Genomic DNA, 17,337 nt, shown 5'->3' on the forward strand with positions numbered 1-17,337 from the left:
ATCCTCCTAAATTCTAAACTGCTTATCTATATATTTGTCCAGTCGTTCCCTCACAATATGGATTTTATTGCCTATCCATATTGCAAAGGGACAATCTGCTTGATTAGATAACTCACGCAACTTCGTTCTTCCTATACCGGAATATGCTGCGGCTTCTTCGATTGTCAGCCACTTTCTTTCCCATATCGGTTCTTCAGCATTGCTTATGAGTTTTTCCTGATATGTTCTTACTTCGGCAAGTAAGCGTTCATCATCATTCAAGGAAAGTAAGTTTTTCAATGTATTCATCAAAAATCCTCCTCTTAATCATTCGACGATTTCCTATATGAAGAACAAATGGGCATTCTTCTTGGCTTGTCAGTTTTCTCAGTCTTTCTCTACCTATACCAGAATATTCAACTGCTTCATCAATCGTCAAATTAGACTTATGCCATATCGGCACATCATATTTTTTTCGGATAATCTTTTCTGTATCTGCCATTACGGAAGCACCTCCTTGTTTTTTTCTGCCCTTATGATAATTAAAAAATGGCGATGAGCCTATTATGCGAACCGACCCATCGCACATTTTACAAATCAGCTATATCGAATACGCATTATCAAGATATTCGTCCAGTTTTCTTCTTTTAATCAGTCGCTTACTTCCATTCCAAAGAACAAAAGGGCAAAACTCCGAGTCGGACATTTCTCTTAATTTTCTTGAACCAATCCCACAATAAGCTGCGGCTTCTTCTACTGTAAGATTGGACTTCTTCCAGATAGGAATAATGATTTTATTTTCTGTCATTGCTCCCCCTCTTTTCTTTCTTTGACGAATATCTGTCGGTAACAACATAATCCCAACCATCCCCATCACATTTATCACATCTGTCTTTTCGCTTTGCAAATGGGTCAAGTCGCCTTACAATATAATCTGGATTGTGAATGTAATCATTCAGGCACTTCGGGCATAGGCAGCGAATATTTTCTTTTCCCTCCGGCTTGTAAACCCAAAGTCCAAAAGTCTTTTTCAAAGTTGCATTTATCTGTCTGAAAAGTTTATCGTCATCTACCGTACCTATGTATTCACGCAAATCCTCTCTATTAACTGTCCGTATCTGCTCCAGAAGAACCATTGACGGTTTCTTCAGTCCAAACTCCTCGCCGAGAATAATGTGCGATGGCAAATATCTTTTCTTGATTACACTTGTAACCGCTGCAACAATAATCGTCGGAGCATTCTGGTTATAATCGTCCGCCTGAACGACAAGCACCGGACGCTCTCCGCTTTGTACTGAACCACTGTTATCTCCAAAGTCATAGTAGAATAAATCCCCACGACAAATCATTTTTTCTTTCATATACATAACCTCACAAGAATCTAATTTTTAAAGTGTCATTCGTATCCGGAATGAAATAACCCCTTCACTCATTTGGACAAAGGGGTATGAAATGCACACCCAAAATCAGAGATTTTCATAAAATTTGATAAAGTTTTTCTTTGCCGCTGCAATAGACTTATCTACGGAGCTGTAATATACGCCCTCCTGCTTTGCAATCGCTCTGGAACTCAGACCGCAGCACACATTCTTCATAAGACGTTCCCTTTGAAGTGGCTGCAACATTGAAAGTGCTATTCTTGCTTTCCTGATTTCACACTGACGCAATTCTTCTCTTTCCAGTTCAAGCCTTTCTTCCTCTGCTTTTTCAAACGGGTCGTCAAACATAATGGCAAGTTCTTTATGGAACTGTGAGGACATTTCATCGTCATATCCATAGCAGTCAAGTGTGCGACTGCTTCTCTTTGCATACTTGTCCTCATTTCGGTTTGCATCGTCAATTACCTCTCCCTGTGCAATGGAAAGATGTACAAACGGAGAATATCTTTCTATAACAAGGGGATACTTCTCCCAAAGCTCTTTTACAGATAATTCCGTAATAATCGCCCATCTTTCATCTCCGGTATAACCGTTATATTCGTATTTAAGGTTTATCAGTTTACAATCCTTTGCAAATAATTCTTCTTGTTCTGTTAATGTAAGTTTGTTTGTCATTTTCGTAATCTCCTTTGAATTTTGAAAAATTGATAAGTTTCAAAATTCGGAGATTACGGGTACTCAGCTATCTGGCACTGCCATACGTTATAAAACATAAAAGTCCTTTCCCAAGTAAGGGAAAAGACCTAATACTGCACGAAGCATAATCGAATAAAACAGCAACAAAAAAAGCACCGTCGAATCTGGACAGCAAAGAATATTTCTATTCTTCACTTATCCGGCTTCGTACGGTGCTTGGTAGTTTAGCAAATAAATTGCTTATCTCCGCTTACTCGATTAGAAATCGTTTCGATATTTACTTATAATCTTCATCGCCTGCAATTCCTGCCATATCCATTCCTACGGATTCTTCGGAAGTAAGCGAGATTTAAGATGTGGACATTCTTGCATTTCTGACACTTCACACTCAAATGTCCGGTTGCGTCTGAAAAAACTCTCTGTATCCTAAACCCGCAAGTCGGGCAGAGAATATCACGCTCTTTCAGGCTTTCTGCTTCTACTCTTGACAGAAGCAACCTCTTTTGTATTTCAGGTGCTACCTGAGTCTGTAATCTCATTGCGAAACACCTCCCAGATTTAACTCATTGGAAATGTACTCAAGGATATTGTGATACTCAAATAGTCCCATATCTCTCAATCTGATAACCAAGGCTGTATAAGATACTCCGATATAAGCTGCCATTCTACGGATAACTGCTTTATCCTTTGACGTAATGGTATTATCGCCATAAACCTTTATCGGATTTGACTGATTATATTTCGCCAAGGCATTTTCAATAATTCTTCTCGGCATAAGAAGCGAAGCTCCCATTGTATCTGCCTGCCACTCAACAGACGCAAACATCTGAGCCAGTTCCTCTTTGGAATAACTACGCTCACTGTCATACTCTGCATGAAAGCGTCCTTCACTCGGCATTGCATACATCTTACTCAAGATATGATGTGACGCTTCGTGTGCCATTGTAAACCTGCGACGTCCCTGCTCCTTTTCGGCAAGAAGAAATTTATCAAGTACGATGGTATCTTTCGGGAAAACAAAGGGAATAATTTTTCCGTCCTGATGTACCAGCAGTGGTGTTGCTCCATCTGCCAGAAAACCAATCCTGCCTGCATCATCTTCTGCGAAAGAAGCGTATTCAATTCGTAACATAAGAAATTCTGTAATGAAATGTTCTATGTCGATGGATTGAATCACTCGATTGCTAAACTTATTAGCATAAGCTGTTATCAAGCCTTCGCTGATTTCTTCCAACTCGGCTCTTGACATATAAATACTCAAGTTGTGTCCACCTCCGACTCCACCTTGTCCGGCGGTGCAACTCCTCCGGCAAAGTTCTGTTGTATTTCCGCACTATCCAAATTGATTAGATAGCGAATTCCTTCAAGTGTTCTCATTCGTCTGTCCTCTGTTATAGTTCTTTGATGATGTGACAAGCCACACCCTGAATGCAGCACTCATCTACAATGATGTCTTTCATCTTCTTATTTTCCGGATGGAGGATGATTTTCTTATTCTCATCATCTCGGAAGTAGCGTTTCAATGTATTCTGATTATCCACAAGGGCAACTACTATGTCGCCCTCATTGGCTTCTACCTGCTTTTTGACAACCACAAGGTCGCCGTCATCAATCCCTGCTTCAATCATAGACTGACCACTTGCTCTTAATATGAAGAAATCTCCTTTGCCGAAAATAGCAGTAGGAAGTGATACATATTCTTCAATATTTTCTTCCTCATACTGAGGACTGCCACAAGGAATAGAACCCACAATCGGTGTCTGTGTCTGTTCGCCACTGTACTTACGGGTCACATTGGTACGAATCTCCTGCCCGTCGTACTCAATCATATTCTTCTCAGCCATCTCTACCAAGTATTTGTATGCTGTACCTCTGGCAATACCAACCGCTTCAGCAATCTTTGTAGTCGATGGGGATTGTCTGTTTTGCAGGTAATAATCCTCGATATACTTTTTTATCTCACTCATAAGTTCAGGACTCTTGCTTCTCATACCTGCACCTCGCTTTCTTTTCTATCGGAAGCACTCTGCTTTCGATAGTTTTATTATACCTGATACGAAAAATTTTTCAAGTAGGTTTTTCGCAAAAGAAAAGAGGTGTCGCAATTTGCTAACACCTCAATCATTTGCTACTTCCAAAAGAGATAGGGGCATTATCTGCCCCTATGCTTTTCCTTTCGTTTCTGTTGTTTCAAGTCATATCTGCGTTGCTTTTCTGCTTCTCGTTTCTCTTTACTGATTGTTTTCCTCATCAGTTTATGTTCTTCTCGTTGCAGTTGCAAGGCTTGTTGCGACTTTGTTCCAATACCACACTCAACGGTCTGCTTTCGTGCTTCCCTTTGTATTCGTTTTGGATTTGTCGTTTCCTTTCTGACCGTCACATCAACAGCCGGACTGAATTTGAGCTGACTGTAATATTTCAGAACAAATTCCAATATTTCATAATCTTTTGGTTCTGCTCCAAATGTAATCTTGCATACAGATAATTTTTCATCTTCTATATGCTCAAATACACCAACCCAAAATGGGTCATCAAAATACACTGTCAGTTTTCCGATACTTTCGTCCATAACGAAACCCTCCTAAAATGTATTTTGCAAGAACGGACAACCCGGAGGGCAGGTTACTTACCTGAATGTTTTTCAGACGGCTGGGCTACCTACCAGCTCTAACACATCATACGATGTGCATTGCGTTTTTATCCTGCAATTATATAAAGTGCATTACCACACAATATATCTATTTATTATTTTGTAGTTATAAATCAATCTTATTAAAGATAACAGTTTGTCCTTTCATAGATATTTTCTCGACCTTATACCCATATTCCGTAAGCTCCTTTTTATACTTCAAAAAAGAATGGTCGATTGGTATTCCTGCAATCTGTTTAATTTGCTCAAATGTCATCTTTAAAGATGAATTACCATTATCTCTCACATATTCCCATAGCGAATTATATTTGCTCATTCTATTCGTTTTCCTTTTCTTCATTGTCCTGCTGCTGAAGATAGAACATTGCCTTTTGAGTTTCAATCTCCGCTTTCAGTTCTTCTTTTGTCGGCAGGTATAATTTGTACTTGGAAGCAAATAATTGTTCATTGCCGTGCATAACAGAATAACGGGCAATATCATCATCCGTATCGGAACAAAGAACAATACCGATTGTTGGGTTATCGCCTTCACTGCGTTTCAGTTCGTCATACATACGGATATACATGTCCATCTGTCCTACATCTTGATGTGTTATCTTCTCTGTTTTCAGGTCGATAAGGACAAAGCATTTCAATATGTAATTGTAAAACACAAGGTCAATATAATAGTCCTGCTTCTCCGTATGAATATGCTGCTGTCTTGCCACAAAAGCATATCCCTTTCCAAGCTCCATCAAGAATTTCTGCAAATTGGAAAGAATACTTTTCTCAAGGTCACTCTCTGTAAAATCTGTATTCTGCGAAAATCCTAAGAACTCCGCAACTACCGGATTTTTGATAAACTCCAACTTATCATTTTGATACGATGCAGTCAGTTCCTTCATTTCACTTTCTACAAGCTCTTTTTTCTGAGTTTTGAGCATACGGTAATAATACTGAGAAGAAATATTCCTTTGCAAAGTACGGACACTCCAAGTCTGTTCTGCGGCTTCTTTCTCATACCAATCACGAGCTTCCTTATCTTCTACCTGAAGCAAAATACGATAATGAGTCCACGAAAGTATTGCTCCAGATTGTTGCCTCACTGAGGCAACAATCTCTGGAAACATCTTGTAAAACTTTAAGCAACGATAAAGAGTACCTTTGTCATATCCCTTGCCATAACGATTTGTCAATTCTTTTGACAGTTTCTTTATAATCTGAAGTCCATATTCAGAACGTTCCTGTCCGCCAAGTTCTTCTTCCGCAATTCGGTATCCTAAAAGCCAGTTCCTTTGAACAAGTGCAATATTGACCGCCTGATATGCAGCTTTTTGTGAGGACTCAATAATCCCACACATATCATTTAAGATGTCATCGGTTTTAACAAAATTATCCATAAAACTATTTTGACCGGTTTTTTCTAATTTATTCTCCATAGCCATCGCTCCTTTGGATTCCATTTTTTAATTATTCGCTTTCCTGCATATCCTCATCGGCTTTTGCAATCATCTGTCCGTACTGTTCTTTCACACTCTCCGGTGCAAGTATCTGTACCTTGCCATTAAAGCCAAACACCCAACCGAAAAAGGTAGGACTGGCTGATACTTCGGTCTGTACTCTGAAAGAAGTCATATCATACGCAAGGGTTGTCACATCTTCTCCGAAACGGTCAACCATTGTTTTCATCAGGCTGTTATCACACCGTAAATCCACAAGAACTTTTTCGCCTGAGAACATAAAGAACACTTCTTTTGTGAAATTTTCAATATCAAAATCATCAGGCATTGGGATAATGTCCTTATCCAATATCTCAGGTTTTAAAGCAATACGGTCTACCCTGAAATTGATAACCTTGCTTTTCTTCTCAGAATATCCGATAACATAATAATAGTCCCCACACCAGAGAAGTTTATACGGACTGAGCTTATACACTTCGCCCTTGTTCTTCAGAACCTTTTTCTTTAATCCGGTATAATCGTAATACTGGAAAGAAATCTGTTTACATGCGTTGATGGCATCGTTTATAGCGTCAATGATATAATATATCTGCTCATTATCCGGCTTAATGCGATTGACCACATAGTTATTACGCTTCAGCTTTGCCACCTGCCCCGGACTGGTCATCGTATGTATCTTCTCAATCAGAGTTTCGCTTTTCTTCTTTGTAATGAACTTCGATGACTCCACTGCATCTATCAGCAGTTTCAGTTCCGGCAGTTCAAACTTGCGGCTGGCTACAAAGTATTTGCTCTGCGTAGAATGGATAGTAACAATGTCCATGCCAAACTCCTGAAGTGCAGCAATGTCTTTCGTAACAGTAGTTCTATGTGCAGATATTCCGTATTCATCATTCAATATATTGATTAACTGTGTTGTGGAAAGAGGATTTTCTTCATCGGTTCTTTCCAGTAAAATCTTTTGTAAATATAAAATCCTTGGCTTTGTTTCCATAATTTTTATATACCTATCGCTCCATCAATAGTATCTGTCTACTTTTTCTTTTTAGGCTTAGGTGCTGGTAATTCATCGTACATTGCATTAAATAGTCCTGTTAAAAATTTCTTATTATCCACATCTTCTACAAGCAGCATTTCCTTTGCCCCATCATACGGCAATTCATAAGTAGCTGTCGGCATATATGAAATTGCTGATTTTATCGGTTTTACAAGTAATCTGTCATCATAAATTCCGCCGACAATTTTACCACGATAATAAATAATATATTCGCCCATCATCGCACGGTAAGTAATCTTGTCCAATTCTGCCAACTGCTCTAATACAAATTCCAGATATTCTTTACTTGATGCCATTAGTTGTCCTCTGACCTAATTTCATTTTACTCAATTTATGCTTTCTTTATCGGGTGTCTTATTACCGTTTTGCATTTCTCCGGTGCAACTTTTCTTGGGTCTGATAAATAAATTTCGTGATGGCGTCGCTCATCAGTAAAATCATTTACATAACCGTTTTCTTCAAGATATTTATCCATCATTGCCACGGTTGCAGGTTCATCATCAAAAGCTCCTATATGCATTATCTGTACGCACAAACCTTCGTCAATACTCAAGAACTCTGCACCAGAGAAATCCATCTTTTTCTTTTTTGAAGCAGTTTCTACCGCCCAATCAAAATCTTTCTTTGTAATAAAATCAGGCAGACGAATAACAGAAATCCAGTTGAAAGCTGATTTATCGGTATAATCTATACTTTCAACATTGTCCTGCCACCAAAAGCCCTCAAGCGGTGGTACAACATATTCAAAAAATCCTTCTATTTTGTAATCCGTCTTATAGCTCATCTTGAGAGTATATGCAACAGCATACAAAACACCAATAGCAGTTTTATATTCTCCGCCTTCTTCATTAGGATTTCCTTTACCTCTTACCGCTATATAATTTGCCTTTGGAATTGTCACAATCTGCGGCTTATTCTTCGGCATATAGAACTCTTTATATTCTTTCTTAAAATCAAATGCCATTCGTTTATCCTCTCTGAAAAATCATTTTACTTACCTTATAATTTATAAAACACAATTTGTATATATTTCAAATAAAGCTAAAAGGAATAAATCTTCCATTGTTTCTATAACTTCTCCATCGTATCCTCCCGGAGAACCGTATGATTTATCAATGTTTTTATTTTTATTCCCATAGATTGCTGCAAACTCTGCTATAACAGTAACCAACTGGCACGCCTCTATTTCTTTGCAACTTCCAAAACTATATTCCACCGACAACTGCTGAATTGGTGTTTCCTTTTTGTCATTGCTGTTAAACGCATTAGCCAAAACATCTGTAATATGATTTTGATATTCAAACTCTTGATGTGGAATTGGTTTATCAGCATAGTATTCTAAGCTACGAGTAAAATACTTCCCTCCATCGTAAAAAACACTTTTATCATCAGGGAAGCGTTTATTTAGCACACTTTTTATTGCAACCAAACACTTTTCATAAATATTGTACTCACTGACTCGTAAATCCAAATCACAATATTCCAAAATTCTATTTTGAACCTCTTTAGTACAACAGCAAAATTCTCTATACATCTCTCTATTGTAATAAAACAAATCATTATACATCGTGGCTATTGCACATAACGGAATAAGCCCTCTGTCCTTATAATATTTAGAAATGAATGATACTGCTTGTGCTTTTACACTTTCTTGATGACGTTGCTCATCACGCTTGTCCTGCCTTTTTTCAAACCTCTCCATACGGTTGCTTTGTCTTATTTGCAGGACTGCAATAATAACCGTGACTATTAAAGCAACTCCCGCACAAATAATACTTATCCAATCTGAAACACTCATCATATAGGTTCTCCTTCTACTGTAAACGATAATTTATCGTATCAGTCGCTGATGGTCGCCTGACCGTTCATTAGCATAGGTAGCAACCAGTCACGAAGTTTAACAAGTTCTTGATTTTCGCAAACATTTTTACTTATTTGTGCATATATAGCTTGAGTAGTTTCGTGATAAGCACGTAAAACTGTATCTTCAGGAATAATAATGTGAACGCCTGCTAAATCATCATTGTTTACAGCTTCTTGAGTCGCTCCGTGAGCAAGCATATCTTTATGAATTTCAAAATATGCATTTGAAACATAAGAAGCAATATATTCAAAACTGATTTCGTTGCATTGTAATCCGCAAAATCCTGTTGAAAGAATAGAACTTGAAATAATAGGTTGCATTTCTTTGTTTAGGTAAAGATGTTTAATACTATTTTTCATTTTAGCAAACCATACAGAATTTATACTTGGTTGCATATTAGCACGACTTTCTCTACCGTCGTAATCAACAATAGTTCCTGTTGAAATAGAAGTACCTTTAACATCGGCTGTTGCTAAGTATGTTTTTGTATTAAAGATTTCGACTCCGGGTTTTATTATGGAAGATAAACAGTTTGAAATTACAGATTGAACTTTCCAATTTTCAGGAATATTACGCTTCAAAGTATCATTCCAAACCATTTTCCCACCGGAAGTCTGATAAGGATTGCCGTCGTTATCAGGAAAATCAAATTGGGTAAACCAATAATCATATAAAAGCATAAGTTGCTGCTCTAAATTATCGTTTATATGCTCATTCACTGTGATTTTCTTATCAATAACTCGCAAAACCGAAGAAATACCCTTTTGTGTTTTCATATCTGGCAAATCTATGACTAACTGTTTTAATGTTTCGCCCGGTAAATGCTTTATTGTTGTTTCAGTAAAATGACGTCTAAGCAGGTCATTTCTACCTGATAAGAGAAACCAATAATACAAATATTCTACATCCACTAATTCGGTATTTGGTCTTATTCTGTGTAGTGCTTTCTGTATCTTCATATTTGGAAGTTCATCTCTCCAAATTGCACATCTCCCCGGTTCTCCACCTTCACACATTATCAAGTCCCCATATTTTATACCGTATCGTTCTTCTTCGTCTTTTTCAAATCGCATTAAAGAAAGCTTCTCTAAGTCAAAAGAACCCCATCTGACATTTATATTTGCAAGATATGGTTGATATTCGCCTTTATTCTTTTTAGCATCCAACATTTTTCCCAAGCAAGATTCTGTAATTTCATCCATTCTATATTTCATAATCTGCCTCCGTCAGCCTATATATTTCCTGTGTGCAATTTTTACATTGCTTTGTTTTACCATTGCGTACTGCAAGGTCGTGTCTATCTTCCTATGCCCTAAGAGCTGTTGCAGTTGCTCAATGGGCATTCCTTTGTCTATCGCCATAGTTGCAAGGGTACGCCTGAACTTGTGTGGGTGTACCTTGTGCAACCCTAATTGCTTTCCAAATTCTCTGAGTCTTGTTTCTATACCGCCGATTTTCAACCTTTCGTGCGGTGCTTTCAGCGATACAAATAGTGCCGGGTTATCGTCGGTTCTGCTGTTCAAGTAATTTTGCAAATGTATCTTTGTTCTTGCGTCAAAATAGACCACTCGTTCCTTGTTTCCTTTACCGAACACGATGCATTCACGCTCGTTAAAATCAATATCATTTATGTTGAGCAATACCATTTCGCCGACACGCATACCCGTTGAAGCCAACATATCAATCATCGCCAAATCTCTCGGCTCGGTGCAGTTATCTCTCATAAGCTCCAATGCTTCATCGGAGTATGTTTCTTTAATGTTCGTGCCGATTTTGACCTTGTGTATTCGCCTGACAGGACTTTTCAGTATATAATCCTCGTCCTCAAGCCACGAAAAGAAGCTTGAAAGAATGCGGCGGATATTATCAATCGTAACCTTGCTTGATTTTTTCTTTTCCTGATACTTGGTCAGGTATCGTCTTATGTCGTCAGTTTCAATATGCTTTACGCTTTTGCCGACAGTCGCAATCATCATCTCGATAGTTGTTTTGTAGTATTTAAGAGATTTCTCGGAACAGCCCTCAATTCGCTTTGCCGCTAAGAACAGTTCCATATAGTTCTGCTCCGAGATTTCTTTTTCACTTTCAATTTTTGTTACCTCATAATCAAAAAGTGTATGTTGCAATACCTCTTGCAAGCGTTCTGTCTGTGCGTTATTCAAGAAAGGTAACATAGCCTGAACAACATCTGTAATTAAATTTTGTTTCATTAGTCAATTCTCCTTTTATTTAACTTAGAGAACGACTACGGAGTGGGTAGTCCCCTGATTTAACTCTCGCCACCCACAAGAGTTATGGGATGTATGTTAAACGATAATTTATCAGCAATGGCTTATGATATTTATATGCATAATTTTTTCTCAAAAAAGCCTAATGCTAAACTAAAAGACATTTTGACCGAAGCTGAAAAGTCAGCTATTCAGGTCGGAGAAGCAAAAACATCAAATGGCGAATATCCATTCTTTACAAGCGGTGCAACTATTTTGAAATGGAACGAACCATTTGTTGACGGTAGAAATTGCTTTTTAAATACCGGCGGTAACGCTGATGTTAAATTTTATGTTGGTAAAGCCGCCTATTCAACAGATACTTGGAGCATTTCTGCAAAATCAGAAATGTCGGATTATCTCTACCTAATGTTATTTTCAATCAAGCCTGAACTTGACCAAAAATTCTTCCAAGGAACGGGGTTGAAGCATTTGCAAAAGCCTTTACTTAAAGACAGACCTATCTATGTTCCTGAAAAGCTGGAATTAGAAGCATTTAACCGTCAAGTAATGCCGATGTTTGATATTATTTCTGAGAACACAAGAGAAAATCAACAGCTAACATCTCTTAGAGATTGGCTTTTACCTATGTTGATGAACGGTCAGGCTACCATCAGTGATTGATGTGGTAAATTATCGTTTACCGCACTATTTAAAGCAATTTTCTCATCAAGGCTATTTAAAACTTGAACAATTCTTCTTTGTTCTTCAAGCAATGGATAAGCTATTGGAACATCAGATAAAATATCTGTATTCAAATTAGGCATATTTGTACCTACTGCGTGTGTAACAAGCCATTTTCTAGTTTCTTCTCTATTGAGAAAAAAAGATATAAATTCTGGTTCTACTTCTGATGTTGTTATTCGCACTCGTAAACAACCTGTCCCACATAAAACACCATTATCCTTTTCCTTTATAAAAGCGTGTTTTTCTACATCTCCTCGGCGAGCATATAATATGTCGTTAATTATGGTTTTATATCTTTCAAGTCTTATTGCATCTTCATTAGACACATAATTGATAGATGCATAATTTACTTTCCTATTATCTATGTCTTGTGGCATAACTACTGGGATTCCTTGTTCCACATAATCCGATTGATGTAACTGACTTCCAAATGGTCCCGTAATAATCTCTGATATTTTCCCAAGTGTTGTATATGTCCATTTATTCATATTTTACCTTCTTTAACTGCTCCATAATTTCTGTTTTCAGTTTATCGCCCTCTGCAAAATATTCCTGTAACTTCTCTGCATAAACACTCATACGAGCATTAAATTCGTCCTGTGATAATTCAACATATTCAATTTTCACATCAAAATACTGTCCTGCTGAAAGTGAATATTTCTTTTCTTTGATTTCATCATAGGTAACAGCAACTGAAAAATCATCAACAGCTTCTTTATTAAGGAATGTATCAACAATTTTATCAATCTCAAAATCACGAAGTCTGCGTTTCTGATTATTACCGTCCTTATATTCTTCTCCCAGTTTTGAAGCATCTATCAGTACAACCTTGTCTGTTTTTCTTGAATTATCGAAAAATAATACTGATACATTCGTTCCGGTATTAGCAAATACATTTGACGGCATACTAATACAGCCATAAACAATATGTTCGTCTACAATATGTTGTAGTATTTTCTTTTCTACACCCGACTTTGCAGTTATAAATCCGGTAGGAACTACAATCGCACCTTTTCCGGTTGATTTCAATGAATTAAGAACGTGCTGAATGAACAACGTATAAATTGCCATACTCTCTTTCTTCTTGGCTGGTACTTTCGGAACTCCCGCCCAAAAACGAACAGGCATTGCTGCTATACGTTCTCTTGTATCTGAGAAATCCATCTTAAAAGGCGGATTTGAGACTACATAATCAAAAGTTCTTAATTCCTGTCCATTATCACTCTTATGATATGGAGCAATCAGCGTATCTCCTTGAATTGCGTGGTCAAGAGAAGATACCAAGCTGTTTAGGATAAGATTAAGTTTTAACATTTTATTACTTCGCTGTGAAATATCCTGAGCAAAAATCGTACACTTATCTTCTCCAATTTTGTGAGCAAGAGCCATCAAAAGTGTTCCTGTTCCAGCAGAGGGGTCATAACACTCAATGCTATGTAAATCAGTTGCATTACCAACAAGCAATCTTGCCATAATCGTTGCAATAGCGTGAGGAGTATAATACTCTGCATACTTACCACCGCCTGCGGTATTGTAGTCCTTTATCAGATATTCAAATATATCTGCAAAGAAATCATAATGCTTCTCAAATGCTTCTTCAAAAGAAAAGTTTACCAACTTGTCAACCAAAGCACGGGCAAAAGGTGCTCTTGCTGTATCGTCCGTTACATACTGTGTCAGCTTTTCAAAAAGCGGTATTTTTGTATTCTGAGCAGTCTGAGTTGAAAATATATCAATATTCTTATCTGCTATATCTGTCATCGTGCTGTCAAAGATTAAATCAAAATCGCCCTTTGCCTGCTGATTCCATAAGTTGGCAATAAGATGTTCCGGATTAAGTAATGGAATATCTGACGGTAAACTATCAAAAATATCCAAGCGGTCATCTTCTGACATTTCTGCATAAGCAAGTTCCCATTTTTCAGCATTTTTAAGAACCGGACTTACTTTTTTTACTTCATATCCGAACTTATCATTAAGGAACTTATAAAGGAAAACCTGTGTGATAATTTTATATTCGTTACCATCGTTTCCCATACCATAGGTCTGACAAGTTGCTTTTAAGGCATCTATCAACTCTATGGTTTTTTCTTTTATCGTCTTTATTTCTTCCATTGTGTTCTCCTTTATGCCACTGAATAAGTCTGGTTATACTGGTCAAGATACTGTTTTGTAATCCTGCTCTGTATAAATACTCTATCCTCACGAGCACTCGCTATTCCCAACTTATCAATGCCTGCTTTTATTTGTGTCATAACCGTTCTCTCAAAATATGCGTCTTTCTTCAATATGTCATTTCTGTCATACACTTTCTGGTCAATATCAGACTTAATAGAAAGCAAAACACTCATAATAGACATATCATACTCTGAAACAATCGGCTGTTTATTTGCTGCTTTTCGAGCAAGATTTTCTTCCCTGATTCTTTTATGAACCCTTGCGAATTTCGCATCGCCATTATATTTCCTCAGCAGAACCGTGTTTTTCTTCTGCAATTCATCCAGCTTTTTCAGAATATCTTCCAGTTCTTTTCCTTGCTCCTCAATCTCAGATACACTCTTAGGTTCAAAACCGTGTTGCTTGAAGCGAAGCAAAAATGCTTCCTGCAAAGTAATAAACTCAGGGTCATCAGGGTCGATATTCTGTGTAAAAGCACGAACAGTCTTTTTATACTTTTCTGTTACTGCGTCTTTACCACCGACAATTTTTAATTCTTCTTCACTGATTTTGCTGAAATTAAATGTAATATCCTCCATTGCTTCATTGACAAGCAATTTCGTGGTATCATCACTTGCAAAAAGTTCTTTCTGATTTATGTTATCAATATGATGTTGCACCTCTGAAATCAATGAAGGCAACTTTGTTAATTCCATTTTTGCAAATGTTTCCTTCAATTCATCATCGCCAAAGGTTCTTACCAAATTACAACAGTCACGAGCAGCAATAAGAATTTTTTTAAGTTTAAGCAATTCCTGCTTATCCTCAATCGTAGATATTTCCGAACTAAATTCTTCTGCATTATCTGTGGTGTAGTTAAAAAGAACCTGCTGCACTTCCTGCATTTGTTTAATGAGTTCTGCCGGGTCTTCAATAACCTGTTTGAATGTATCTGTTTCATTTCCCGCACCAACTTCATTCGGGTCATTAAAACGGTTCAGCTCTTTGAGGTATGCTTCATTTGTTTCCTCAAAATTCCTTTTTATATTTGCAAAATCAATGACATAACCATAATGGTTTTCTTTATACGGTCTGTTGACTCTTGTAATTGCCTGCAACAAATTATGGTCTTTCAATTTTCGACCAAAATACAGGCGTTTCAATCTTGGTGCATCAAATCCGGTAAGAAGCATATTGAAAACGATAAGAATATCAACTGTCATATTATTTTTGAAGTCATCAATAATCTTATCTCTTGTATCTTTGTCATCACTATCGTGAAGTATAAGTCCAGCTCGCAAATGACTTTTCATAGAAGCGTCTTTATTAAGTTCTGCTTGAATTTCATCAAAATACGCAAACAGCTTCCTTGCCTGCTCACTTGTTTCACAAATGACCATGCCGCCGAGCGTATTATCTCCCTGAATTTGTCTAAATCTCTTTAGGTCAGAAATAATATATCTAAGCAACTCTTTGACATAGTTATCGTGTTCAACAATCTGACTTTTCTTTACGTCTTTCTTTTCTACCAAAGTTTCAAGTTTTTCGTAAATCTCAGAAAGTCGCTCTTTATACTGAGTTTCTATGTCCTCACGGATAATTTTCAGCGTATATCCATCTAAAATTGATTTGTCATAATAGTATGTATGAATATAATTACCAAAAACTCTCCAAGATTCTCTTTCTTCTTTCAAAAGCGGTGTTCCTGTCAACGCAATCTTTATTGCATTTTTATCTGCATCAAGAAGATTAGCCAAGAATGAGCCTTCTGGTTTATACCCTCTATGTGCTTCATCAATAATAAACACCCTCTGCAAATTCGTTGCATACGCAGGAAGGTCAACTTTTGACCTATCTTCAGCAAAACGCTGTATATTTACTACTGTAATTTCAGGTTTTCCCGTATTTCCCTCTTGTGCTTGATTGTTACGGAACTGCTCCATAAGTTCAGCACGGGAACTTGCCGTTTTCACAACCAATCCACGAGCTTCAAATTCTTCTGAAGCCTGTTTCAGCAAATCAAGGCGGTCAACAATGAAATAAAACTTTGCAACTTTATTTTGTTTGCTGAAATAGTCAGAAAGAACATAAGTAAGATAATACGAAAGGGCGGTCTTTCCACTACCTTGAGTATGCCATATAACACCTGAATTAACACCTTCATCAATCTTACTTCTTACTGTTAAGGCAGCAAACATCTGTTGATAACGCATTATATGTTTCTGCTCAATAAACTCTATCTTGCCATTTATTTCTTTATGAAAACGAACATAGGCAATTCCATATTTTAATATAAATAACAATCTTTCAGGACTGCACATAGATGTCAGTACTCGATTGGTCGGTGTATAGGTATCTAAATTTGTTTGATATTCCGGAGAAGTATGAATAACCTGACAATTAAAGTCAGTCAATATCTTCTTTTCAACAATCGGGTCAATATCCTTATATGGGAAATCTGCATTATAAGGTGCAATATCCAAATTTGTAGGATTTTCTTCTCTGAAACAGTTGAACGGTGCAGACTGTTTTGCCGTCGTACAATAGAATGCCCCCTGAACCGGAACAATACCACCCATAGTGTCATATTCCATATTATTAGAGAAAATCATCAACTGTGTAATATTCAAAAATCTCCTAAATTTTTTATTAGGAAATCTCTTTTGGTTCATTCTCTTGCTTTCTGCAACCATACCGCCGTGATTATTCGGCTTCTTTACTTCAACAAATACAAGTGGAAGTCCATTTACAAACAATGTAATATCAGGTCTAAATTCATCTTGGTCACGCTTACAAGTGAACTCGGCGGTAAAATGATATGTATTATTCTTTGGATTTTCAAAATCCACCAATCTAACAGGCGAAACAGACGATAAACGCTCGTAAAAACTGCGTCCTATATCATCATTATCTAATTCCTGCCTAATAGTTTTCAATGTCTGTTCCGCTTCTCCTGCGTGGGTAGGATTAAGCCGTGCGAACTGCTCCTTGAAAACGTTAATTAAGATATTGGTATCAGGGTCATATACTATGCCTGCCATATCTTCAGTTATTTTCCCGAAATAGGTATAACCAAGGCGTGTCAAATGAACCATTGCTGGCATTTGAACACGGGTAGCTTCGTTAAACATATTTTTCTTACCACTTGCCGCCATCTTCAGA

20 protein-coding genes are annotated in these 17,337 nt (G+C 37.3%); 1 reads left to right on the forward strand and 19 read right to left on the reverse strand.

Annotated features, from left to right (window positions below):
* Positions 1–6: 6 nt before the first annotated feature.
* From DWZ44_RS15850 to xerA, 16 genes are all read right to left on the reverse strand, one after another.
* Positions 7–288 carry an excisionase gene (locus tag DWZ44_RS15850; protein ID WP_117805304.1) on the reverse strand — a complete coding sequence of 94 codons (282 nt, stop codon included), beginning with the start codon at positions 286–288 and terminating at the stop codon, positions 7–9.
* On the reverse strand, positions 254–481 hold the full coding sequence (locus DWZ44_RS15855; protein WP_002594705.1) for an excisionase: 228 nt from the start codon (positions 479–481) through the stop codon (positions 254–256). Before DWZ44_RS15855 ends, DWZ44_RS15850 begins: the two co-directional genes overlap by 35 nt.
* Positions 482–580: 99 nt before the next feature.
* A complete protein-coding gene (locus tag DWZ44_RS15860) occupies positions 581–787 on the reverse strand; it encodes an excisionase (RefSeq protein ID WP_002594704.1) in 207 nt (68 codons plus the stop codon).
* Entirely contained in the window at positions 774–1,340 is a 567-nt protein-coding gene (locus DWZ44_RS15865) for a type II toxin-antitoxin system PemK/MazF family toxin (RefSeq protein ID WP_015530049.1), read from the reverse strand. Before DWZ44_RS15865 ends, DWZ44_RS15860 begins: the two co-directional genes overlap by 14 nt.
* A 105-nt stretch (positions 1,341–1,445) precedes the next feature.
* Positions 1,446–2,033 (reverse strand): sigma-70 family RNA polymerase sigma factor, encoded by a 588-nt coding sequence (locus DWZ44_RS15870; protein ID WP_117805305.1) that lies wholly within the window; start codon positions 2,031–2,033, stop codon positions 1,446–1,448.
* 556 nt (positions 2,034–2,589) lie between these two features.
* Entirely contained in the window at positions 2,590–3,315 is a 726-nt protein-coding gene (locus DWZ44_RS15880; protein ID WP_008789352.1) for an ImmA/IrrE family metallo-endopeptidase, read from the reverse strand.
* 130 nt (positions 3,316–3,445) lie between these two features.
* Positions 3,446–4,021 carry a transcriptional repressor LexA gene (gene lexA, locus DWZ44_RS15885; RefSeq protein ID WP_015530046.1) on the reverse strand — a complete coding sequence of 192 codons (576 nt, stop codon included), beginning with the start codon at positions 4,019–4,021 and terminating at the stop codon, positions 3,446–3,448.
* Positions 4,022–4,206: 185 nt separating this feature from the next.
* Positions 4,207–4,623: a YjdF family protein gene (locus DWZ44_RS15890; RefSeq protein WP_117805306.1), complete on the reverse strand. Its 417-nt coding sequence runs from the start codon at positions 4,621–4,623 to the stop codon at positions 4,207–4,209.
* A gap of 187 nt (positions 4,624–4,810) precedes the next feature.
* Positions 4,811–5,020, reverse strand: a complete 210-nt coding sequence (locus DWZ44_RS15895; RefSeq protein ID WP_117805307.1) for a hypothetical protein — start codon at positions 5,018–5,020, stop codon at positions 4,811–4,813.
* Position 5,021: 1 nt separating this feature from the next.
* Entirely contained in the window at positions 5,022–6,122 is a 1,101-nt protein-coding gene (locus DWZ44_RS15900; RefSeq protein WP_243002124.1) for a PDDEXK nuclease domain-containing protein, read from the reverse strand.
* Positions 6,123–6,153: 31 nt separating this feature from the next.
* Positions 6,154–7,137 carry a helix-turn-helix transcriptional regulator gene (locus DWZ44_RS15905; RefSeq protein ID WP_117805309.1) on the reverse strand — a complete coding sequence of 328 codons (984 nt, stop codon included), beginning with the start codon at positions 7,135–7,137 and terminating at the stop codon, positions 6,154–6,156.
* A 38-nt stretch (positions 7,138–7,175) separates the two neighbouring features.
* Entirely contained in the window at positions 7,176–7,496 is a 321-nt protein-coding gene (locus DWZ44_RS15910; protein WP_117805310.1) for a TfoX/Sxy family protein, read from the reverse strand.
* Between the two features lie 35 nt (positions 7,497–7,531).
* The gene (locus DWZ44_RS15915; protein WP_117805311.1) at positions 7,532–8,164 is read right to left on the reverse strand and encodes a GyrI-like domain-containing protein; all 633 of its coding nucleotides are present in this window, start codon (positions 8,162–8,164) and stop codon (positions 7,532–7,534) included.
* A gap of 42 nt (positions 8,165–8,206) precedes the next feature.
* Entirely contained in the window at positions 8,207–9,001 is a 795-nt protein-coding gene (locus DWZ44_RS15920) for a hypothetical protein (protein ID WP_199608709.1), read from the reverse strand.
* Between the two features lie 38 nt (positions 9,002–9,039).
* A complete protein-coding gene (locus DWZ44_RS15925; RefSeq protein ID WP_117805312.1) occupies positions 9,040–10,278 on the reverse strand; it encodes a restriction endonuclease subunit S in 1,239 nt (412 codons plus the stop codon).
* Between the two features lie 12 nt (positions 10,279–10,290).
* Entirely contained in the window at positions 10,291–11,274 is a 984-nt protein-coding gene (xerA, locus tag DWZ44_RS15930) for a site-specific tyrosine recombinase/integron integrase (RefSeq protein WP_117805313.1), read from the reverse strand.
* 93 nt (positions 11,275–11,367) lie between these two features.
* Between xerA and DWZ44_RS15935 the strand changes: the two genes are divergently transcribed.
* A complete protein-coding gene (locus DWZ44_RS15935; protein ID WP_199608711.1) occupies positions 11,368–11,955 on the forward strand; it encodes a restriction endonuclease subunit S in 588 nt (195 codons plus the stop codon).
* Here DWZ44_RS15935 and DWZ44_RS15940 read toward each other — a convergent pair.
* The 3 genes from DWZ44_RS15940 to DWZ44_RS15950 are packed head-to-tail and all read right to left on the reverse strand — an operon-like array spanning position 11,934 to position 17,330.
* Entirely contained in the window at positions 11,934–12,506 is a 573-nt protein-coding gene (locus DWZ44_RS15940) for a restriction endonuclease subunit S (RefSeq protein WP_117805315.1), read from the reverse strand. The two genes, DWZ44_RS15935 and DWZ44_RS15940, sit on opposite strands and share 22 nt — an antisense overlap.
* Entirely contained in the window at positions 12,499–14,133 is a 1,635-nt protein-coding gene (locus tag DWZ44_RS15945; protein ID WP_199608713.1) for an HsdM family class I SAM-dependent methyltransferase, read from the reverse strand. Before DWZ44_RS15945 ends, DWZ44_RS15940 begins: the two co-directional genes overlap by 8 nt.
* Before the next feature lie 11 nt (positions 14,134–14,144).
* On the reverse strand, positions 14,145–17,330 hold the full coding sequence (locus DWZ44_RS15950; RefSeq protein ID WP_199608715.1) for a type I restriction endonuclease subunit R: 3,186 nt from the start codon (positions 17,328–17,330) through the stop codon (positions 14,145–14,147).
* Positions 17,331–17,337: the final 7 nt, after the last annotated feature.

This window comes from Blautia sp. AF32-4BH (assembly GCF_003460565.1).
Taxonomy (GTDB): domain Bacteria; phylum Bacillota; class Clostridia; order Lachnospirales; family Lachnospiraceae; genus Fusicatenibacter; species Fusicatenibacter saccharivorans.

What these genes read in the sequence shown, in the direction of transcription:
- DWZ44_RS15935 (WP_199608711.1), top strand. Translation starts at nt 11,368, where the DNA reads ATGTTAAACGATAATTTATCAGCAATGGCTTATGATATTTATATGCAT.
- DWZ44_RS15855 (WP_002594705.1), bottom strand. Translation starts at nt 481, where the DNA reads ATGGCAGATACAGAAAAGATTATCCGAAAAAAATATGATGTGCCGATA.
- DWZ44_RS15895 (WP_117805307.1), bottom strand. Translation starts at nt 5,020, where the DNA reads ATGAGCAAATATAATTCGCTATGGGAATATGTGAGAGATAATGGTAAT.
- DWZ44_RS15925 (WP_117805312.1), bottom strand. Translation starts at nt 10,278, where the DNA reads ATGAAATATAGAATGGATGAAATTACAGAATCTTGCTTGGGAAAAATG.
- DWZ44_RS15850 (WP_117805304.1), bottom strand. Translation starts at nt 288, where the DNA reads ATGAATACATTGAAAAACTTACTTTCCTTGAATGATGATGAACGCTTA.
- DWZ44_RS15940 (WP_117805315.1), bottom strand. Translation starts at nt 12,506, where the DNA reads ATGAATAAATGGACATATACAACACTTGGGAAAATATCAGAGATTATT.
- DWZ44_RS15915 (WP_117805311.1), bottom strand. Translation starts at nt 8,164, where the DNA reads ATGGCATTTGATTTTAAGAAAGAATATAAAGAGTTCTATATGCCGAAG.
- DWZ44_RS15900 (WP_243002124.1), bottom strand. Translation starts at nt 6,122, where the DNA reads ATGGAGAATAAATTAGAAAAAACCGGTCAAAATAGTTTTATGGATAAT.
- DWZ44_RS15870 (WP_117805305.1), bottom strand. Translation starts at nt 2,033, where the DNA reads ATGACAAACAAACTTACATTAACAGAACAAGAAGAATTATTTGCAAAG.
- DWZ44_RS15905 (WP_117805309.1), bottom strand. Translation starts at nt 7,137, where the DNA reads ATGGAAACAAAGCCAAGGATTTTATATTTACAAAAGATTTTACTGGAA.
- DWZ44_RS15945 (WP_199608713.1), bottom strand. Translation starts at nt 14,133, where the DNA reads ATGGAAGAAATAAAGACGATAAAAGAAAAAACCATAGAGTTGATAGAT.
- DWZ44_RS15860 (WP_002594704.1), bottom strand. Translation starts at nt 787, where the DNA reads ATGACAGAAAATAAAATCATTATTCCTATCTGGAAGAAGTCCAATCTT.
- lexA (WP_015530046.1), bottom strand. Translation starts at nt 4,021, where the DNA reads ATGAGTGAGATAAAAAAGTATATCGAGGATTATTACCTGCAAAACAGA.
- DWZ44_RS15920 (WP_199608709.1), bottom strand. Translation starts at nt 9,001, where the DNA reads ATGATGAGTGTTTCAGATTGGATAAGTATTATTTGTGCGGGAGTTGCT.
- DWZ44_RS15890 (WP_117805306.1), bottom strand. Translation starts at nt 4,623, where the DNA reads ATGGACGAAAGTATCGGAAAACTGACAGTGTATTTTGATGACCCATTT.
- xerA (WP_117805313.1), bottom strand. Translation starts at nt 11,274, where the DNA reads ATGAAACAAAATTTAATTACAGATGTTGTTCAGGCTATGTTACCTTTC.
- DWZ44_RS15865 (WP_015530049.1), bottom strand. Translation starts at nt 1,340, where the DNA reads ATGAAAGAAAAAATGATTTGTCGTGGGGATTTATTCTACTATGACTTT.
- DWZ44_RS15950 (WP_199608715.1), bottom strand. Translation starts at nt 17,330, where the DNA reads ATGGCGGCAAGTGGTAAGAAAAATATGTTTAACGAAGCTACCCGTGTT.
- DWZ44_RS15910 (WP_117805310.1), bottom strand. Translation starts at nt 7,496, where the DNA reads ATGGCATCAAGTAAAGAATATCTGGAATTTGTATTAGAGCAGTTGGCA.